Raw genomic sequence first — 6,056 nt, forward strand, 5'->3', positions numbered from 1 at the left:
ATCTCCGAGTCCCACTACCCGATTTCCGTTCTCGGGAGGACGGAATATTTTTGAGAATTTCACTTGCTTAAGAGGGCTGAATTACCCGATTTCCGTCTTGGGAGGACGGAGCCTTTTTGCTTATTTCGCTTTTACCTTAGTTTACTCTCAAGAGGTTGGACGCGTTGTTAAAAATATGTAAAAATGGGGAACTTGAAACCTCAATAATGAGGAATTTCTTCGTCGTTAATCTCTCACTGAAGTGAAAAAATTTATTTTACAAAAGAAAACTCTTAATTTAGGAGTTGAACTTTTTTAATTTATGATATGAATATTTTGAGCCGTTAAATTAAGATCATTAAGAATCAATTGGATGAGAGCGGCGCTATATTTCCACAAAGTGTAAAAAATGGAGATAATACCAATCCATGCCTTCCTGAGTTTTTAATTAAAAAATTTAAAGATCGAGCTGCTAAACACTTTAGTAAAGTATTTGAGTCACCATAATATCCACGCCAGACATCAGCTTGAAAGTTCTCACTCTGTAAAACATTTCTTAAATGATATATATCCATCAAATGTTCTGCCCAGTTTCCGGTGTAGGGGTCACAGGTATTTGAGGGATATTGAGGATATTTTTGCTTTAAAGTAATGCTTCCACTGGCTGAAAATTCATTTACTGCTTTTTTAATATCAGATTCAACCATTCCTCTTGTAGCAGTGACTAAGTAAGCAACTTGATCCTCGGAAAGGTCCGGGTTTAAACTTTTGATCAATTTGCTTCTAATTTTAGAATATGCTTCCAGGAGATCTCTTTTTTTATCGCCAAATAACTGTTCTCTATCTACGAGTTCGCACATCTGGTGGTATTTTATGAGTTTCCTCTTGATAAAAGGATTATAAGGATTTGCGCCAGAGGAAAAAAACACTTTTAAATTATTATTTGAAATCAAAGATATTTTCTTCAGGAACTCTTCTATATCATAGATGTGTTCTATAACGTCATAGTTGGCTATTGCGTTGCAGTTAATTGAATTATTCTTTAAAAAGTCGATTACTTCATCAATATCTCCTGGAATATAGTAGTCAGCTTGCTCTCCTATAGCTTTTCCTATTAATTCTGCATCCCTAGCAGAAACATCGTAAATGTCGTTGTAAATAACCGTTCCAATATTGCATTCTTTTGCGAGGAGGGACAACATACCGGAACCTCCCCCATAATCTAAAAAAACAAATTTGTTTAAGGGTACGTCTATTTTTGTGATTGACCATACAAGTATATATGCATATCTTTGCAAATTGGAATGCAAGTTTCCTAATAAAGAACCAAAGTATTTTTTGTTATAATCTGAGATATCTAAAGTCTCTAGATTTATTCCTTTGAGTTTATAGTGCAAACGGCTTGCAGCTTCATTGACCATTTTTACTGTTGATTTGTCATCAGGCAAATTGCAGAATTTGAACATATACTCCATAAATTATGACTTCCCCTCTATATCCAAGACAGAACTGCATTTAAATTTACATCGCCGGGATTTGATATAAATCTCTGTCATATGATTTTAGTAATAAATCTCTGTAATATAATAGTATTAAGTACATTACATTTTATATTTATTGTTAAAAAATAGGCTACTACTTTAATCACATATCTAATATTTCTATTTAATCTCAAGTATTCTAATATTTATATTATTTTTCATATTATCCTGTCAAGGATAACCAAATTAAAATATATTTTTATATTTTCCCATTCAATTTCACATACTACATGTATAACAATCCCATAACTTGAAAACCTGTAATTTATTGCTTGAGAAAGAGCTCTTTAAATAACCTTTATGATCGAAGTGATCTTTTCCTTTGGAGGGCTGTTCAGGATTATAGTTATTTTTTCAAGTAAACTATTAGATCAAGGACTAAAGATTAAGGACTAAAGATTAAGGACTAAAGATTAAGGACTAAAGATTAAAGATTAAAGATTAAAGATTAAGGGCTATAGATCAAAGAAAGCTGTTAGAAACTGGCCCGTCGAAGACGAAGAAAGAAATCTTCCTTTTCAATTCAGTCTAACAGGCTGTCTTAAAACTACTCTTAGTTGTACATTTGGGTCATAAAAATCGCAATAATTATCTACTTTAGATAAATAGTATATAAAAATTATATTTTTGATGAAAATTAATTTCAGTATTTTCTATGTTCAAAAATTACGATCAAAAGCAGCAATTTATACTTCCACTTAATCTAGAAGATTTTGTCTCTGAAAGCCACATTTCCAGAGTAATAAATGATCTTTTTGATGTTGTCGAGATTATAGAATTATAAATCTATATAGTGATGTCAATACTTACTTTTATCACTAGATTTTGGAACTGAGCAGGAAATGGAACTACTATTATATTAATTCTGTGGTTGGAAATCCATTAAACTTAAAGAGGATACTCCCGACTTAATAAGCCTTCTAGAACTTCCCCTGGATCCCCCAAACCATGTTTTCCCAGTCTTTAACTCTCCTTTCAAAACATGGTTGTTAATGATAAAATGCTTATCACTTTTGGCGTTTTGCTTCATGTAAGGCAAAATCTTTTTATAAAACCCTAAATGCTCTAATTGCAATAAGTAAATCTGCCTTTATTTAGAGAAAACCAATCAAATCAACATTTTTCTGCTTCTCCAGAAATCCTCAAATAGCGACTTTCCTTTAATCCAAGCTGAATGCCCGATATATTCTTACGTCTCCATCTTTGGCTTCTTGATGTTAACTTGTGTATATTTTTGATAAATATTCACATTAATTAGAAAAACTTAAGCTCTTGAAGCATTTTTCTGTAAATTACCTTAAAATAATATTCTCTATATAATTGATATTAGTTAAAAATTGACAATTTAACCAAAAAAATTCACTAAATTAACAGTGGAGAGTAAAATGACTGGAAAGTGTCTCAGGCATATACGGCAAAACTGGACAGAAACAAGATCTTACATTATAGTTTTCATTCTCTTGATTGTACTGGATTTAATAATTGTTCACATACTAATACAGTCCAGATTTCCTCTTACACCATCAAATACCTCTTCACTTGTGCCATCAAATGTGACTGTATGGGTAACTGGCGATGGAAGTGGAAACTTCACCTGCGATGGGAGCGATGATCAAGTAGAGATAAATCAAGCTTTTAAATATGTTGCAGAAAATCCACAGTTCACAACCGTTCATTTGAAAGGTCCAAACACATACCTAATCTCAGATACTATTTTCATAGGAAATAATACTACCCTGGAAGGAGACCCTACAGCCGTAATTAAACTTATAGACTGGGCAGACTGGCCAGCATTTAAGCCCCTCATAACGCAGATTAATAGTACCGGAATACATGGAGTTACTATAAAAGGATTTGAAATCGACGGAAATCACGACAACAATCTGGATAAACCAAAGGGATACGGATATTATGACATGATTCATTTCCGCAACGCCAAGGACATTCAAGTTCATGATATGTACATGCATGATGGGCATGGAGAAGGTTGGAAAGCAGACAATAGTTCCAATATTCAGTTTTACAATAACACCATATACAAAACAGGGCATAATGGACTTTTTGCCGAAAACTGCCAGAATGTAGAAGCCTGGAACAATAACATAACAGTCAGGACTGACTCCGGTCTCAGATCGAGGAACTCGAACCATGTAAAGTTCCATGATAACCTGATAGATTCTTTTTACCACTGGAGTGCAGGCGGGGCTGGAATTCTAATTGAGAAAACAACAGGTGTCGTCAATGATGTTAAAGTATATAATAATACTATTCAAAAGACTTATGGACCTGGAATCTGGTTGATAGGCTGTTGTAGGCCTTATTCCAGGGATGATGCTAAAAATGTATATATTTATCACAATATGTTCTACAAAACCGGCACGAACCCTAATATTGACTGGGTAGGAGGTATAGTGACAAGCGGATTTTACGATACTCTCATTGAAAATAATACCTTTGATGGAGTATATCATGGTGCAATTATTCAGATGTACCCTAGAAGCGGTACTCACGTTTATCCTACATATAGCAACTCAGGCCATATTGACCTGTCACCTAAAGGCACAGGATACACAACAATTGTCCGCAATAATATTATCGCAAATACCAAACAACGCAAAAAAGATCCAGATGGAACAGGGTATGGAGTAATTAATTATTTGCCTAAAACACATACCATTATACTGGAGAATAACTGCCTGTACAATAACTATGCAGGTAACTATCTGAACTGCACATCAACCACTGACATCTATGTAGATCCTGCACATTTAAACCAGAACATTGGTGCCGGATATTTTTCAGAAGAATTTCAAGAATCAATTAATCAGACCATGATAAATTCCATCTTAACAAAAAGATGCTCGTGACACGTATGCTGTTATATTAGCGTCTTGTTGTATTAGCGTCTTGTTGTATTAGCGTCTGCTGTTATATTAGCGTCTGCAGTTATATTGATCAGTGGATCTTGCTTAATGTAATGCAAAATTCACTTAGAAAACCTGATTTTTTCCAAAAAATAACAAATATATATAATTTTTGCTGTGGTTTATAAGAATAAGTTCATTCAATTTTATATTCTGGATTAAAAACCAGATTCTATGGATTTTCCTGTAGGGTAGTGCTAACTCCTTTACCCTTAAAAACAAGAGAAACCTTGAGTTTTACTGATAGTGTTTTTCCTTCTAGATGTCTGATAAGAACAAATTGAACAGCTTGAAGTAAGTTTAACAACAGTTTTGAAGTAAGCACAACAGCTTTGAAGTAAGCACAACAGCTTTGAAGTAAGCTCAACTGTTGAAACCAAACTGTAAAAGCAAAAACTAATGCCAGAGATAACATTTAACAGACAAAGAAATATATAGAAGAGGAAAGCTCAAATACTAAAAATTCAACGATATTTTGGATATATACAAATTTCAGCAAAAGAAAAACAGGTTCCAGAAGGTGAATGAAAATGAGTGAAATTAACTGGGAGTCCCAGGAGGGTGCCGAAAAGTATGACCAGAATTGCGACCATCAGTTTCAGAAAGGCAAAACACTGATAGAAATGATGGGAATAAAAAAAGGTGATTCAGTGCTAGATGTCGGCTGCGGGACAGGGCAGCAGGCTGTGAATGTTCTGGGCATCATAGGATCAGCTGGTCAGCTCACAGGTATTGATCCTTCATCTTATCGTATTGAACTTGCAAGGAAAAAATTTAGCAGAGCCTCCTCCAGCAACATCCGTTTTTTAGTAGGACAGGCTGAAGACCTCAGTTTCTTGCCTGACAATTCAATCGATCATACATATTTCTGTTCCTCATTCCATTGGGTTGACGACAAGAAAACTGCCCTCTGTGAGATATACCGGGTCCTCCGGCCGGGAGGCAGGGTGGGGATGACCACACTTGATAAAAACAGCTCCAGCACCATGAAGACACTTGCAGATCCTATTCTTGCAAAATATCATATTAAAAGGAATCAGGAATTTCATAGAGGGATGAAAAAGGTTACTGCAACAGAACTCCGGGATCTCCTCTCAGATGCGGGCTTTGACAGCATATCAATCGAGCCAAGGGCTATCCCCTGGCAGTATGGTTCTCCAGAAGAGTTTTTGAAGCATCTGGAAAAGAGAGACAGCCCTGAGGGGTTGCTGAATGACATTCCTCCCGGGATAAGAGAGAAAATCAGACAGGAGATTACTGAAGAACTCAGGAAAGCACAAGTTTCGGAAGTTGCCGGTGTTGGGAATGTTACACTGTTTGCAATTGCAACAAAACCGGAAGCGGGGCTGTAAAACCCACTTTCCGCACTATTTTTCACATATGATATTTTTCCATTGGTCATCGGTTAAGCATTAAATCCCATCTCCTGTATATGTTTTTATACTAATATTATACTCTTTGAATCTATGTCTCCTCGTTTCCCACCTACTCTTGAAGACTCTCTTCGGGAAATATTCCCGAAGAGTGGTTAAGGCAAACTGCCAAAGAAACTGGTCTTATAGTACGTGAACGTAAAATTTACCCTGTCATTATCTTTTGGGTTTTAACTCTC

3 protein-coding genes and 1 pseudogene are annotated in these 6,056 nt (G+C 35.3%); 3 read left to right on the forward strand and 1 reads right to left on the reverse strand.

The window, feature by feature from the left end:
• Positions 1-344 precede the first annotated feature (344 nt).
• Complete coding sequence (locus tag A9239_RS13085; RefSeq protein ID WP_052712879.1) at positions 345-1,454, reverse strand: hypothetical protein; 1,110 nt, start codon at positions 1,452-1,454, stop codon at positions 345-347.
• Positions 1,455-2,905: 1,451 nt separating this feature from the next.
• Here A9239_RS13085 and A9239_RS13090 point away from each other — a divergent pair.
• The 3 genes and pseudogenes from A9239_RS13090 to A9239_RS19070 form a co-directional block, all read left to right on the forward strand.
• The gene (locus A9239_RS13090) at positions 2,906-4,387 is read left to right on the forward strand and encodes a right-handed parallel beta-helix repeat-containing protein (RefSeq protein WP_048116482.1); all 1,482 of its coding nucleotides are present in this window, start codon (positions 2,906-2,908) and stop codon (positions 4,385-4,387) included.
• A 587-nt stretch (positions 4,388-4,974) separates the two neighbouring features.
• Positions 4,975-5,796 carry a class I SAM-dependent methyltransferase gene (locus A9239_RS13095; RefSeq protein WP_048116479.1) on the forward strand — a complete coding sequence of 274 codons (822 nt, stop codon included), beginning with the start codon at positions 4,975-4,977 and terminating at the stop codon, positions 5,794-5,796.
• A 114-nt stretch (positions 5,797-5,910) separates the two neighbouring features.
• Positions 5,911-6,056 (forward strand): annotated as a pseudogene (locus A9239_RS19070) (IS4 family transposase); the annotation flags it as partial.

The sequence above is a fragment of the Methanosarcina sp. A14 genome (assembly GCF_001729375.1).
In the GTDB taxonomy this organism is placed as follows: domain Archaea; phylum Halobacteriota; class Methanosarcinia; order Methanosarcinales; family Methanosarcinaceae; genus Methanosarcina; species Methanosarcina barkeri.

Coding starts and splice junctions, on each gene's coding strand:
- A9239_RS13085 (WP_052712879.1), bottom strand. CDS start 1,454: ATGGAGTATATGTTCAAATTCTGCAATTTGCCTGATGACAAATCAACA.
- A9239_RS13090 (WP_048116482.1), top strand. CDS start 2,906: ATGACTGGAAAGTGTCTCAGGCATATACGGCAAAACTGGACAGAAACA.
- A9239_RS13095 (WP_048116479.1), top strand. CDS start 4,975: ATGAGTGAAATTAACTGGGAGTCCCAGGAGGGTGCCGAAAAGTATGAC.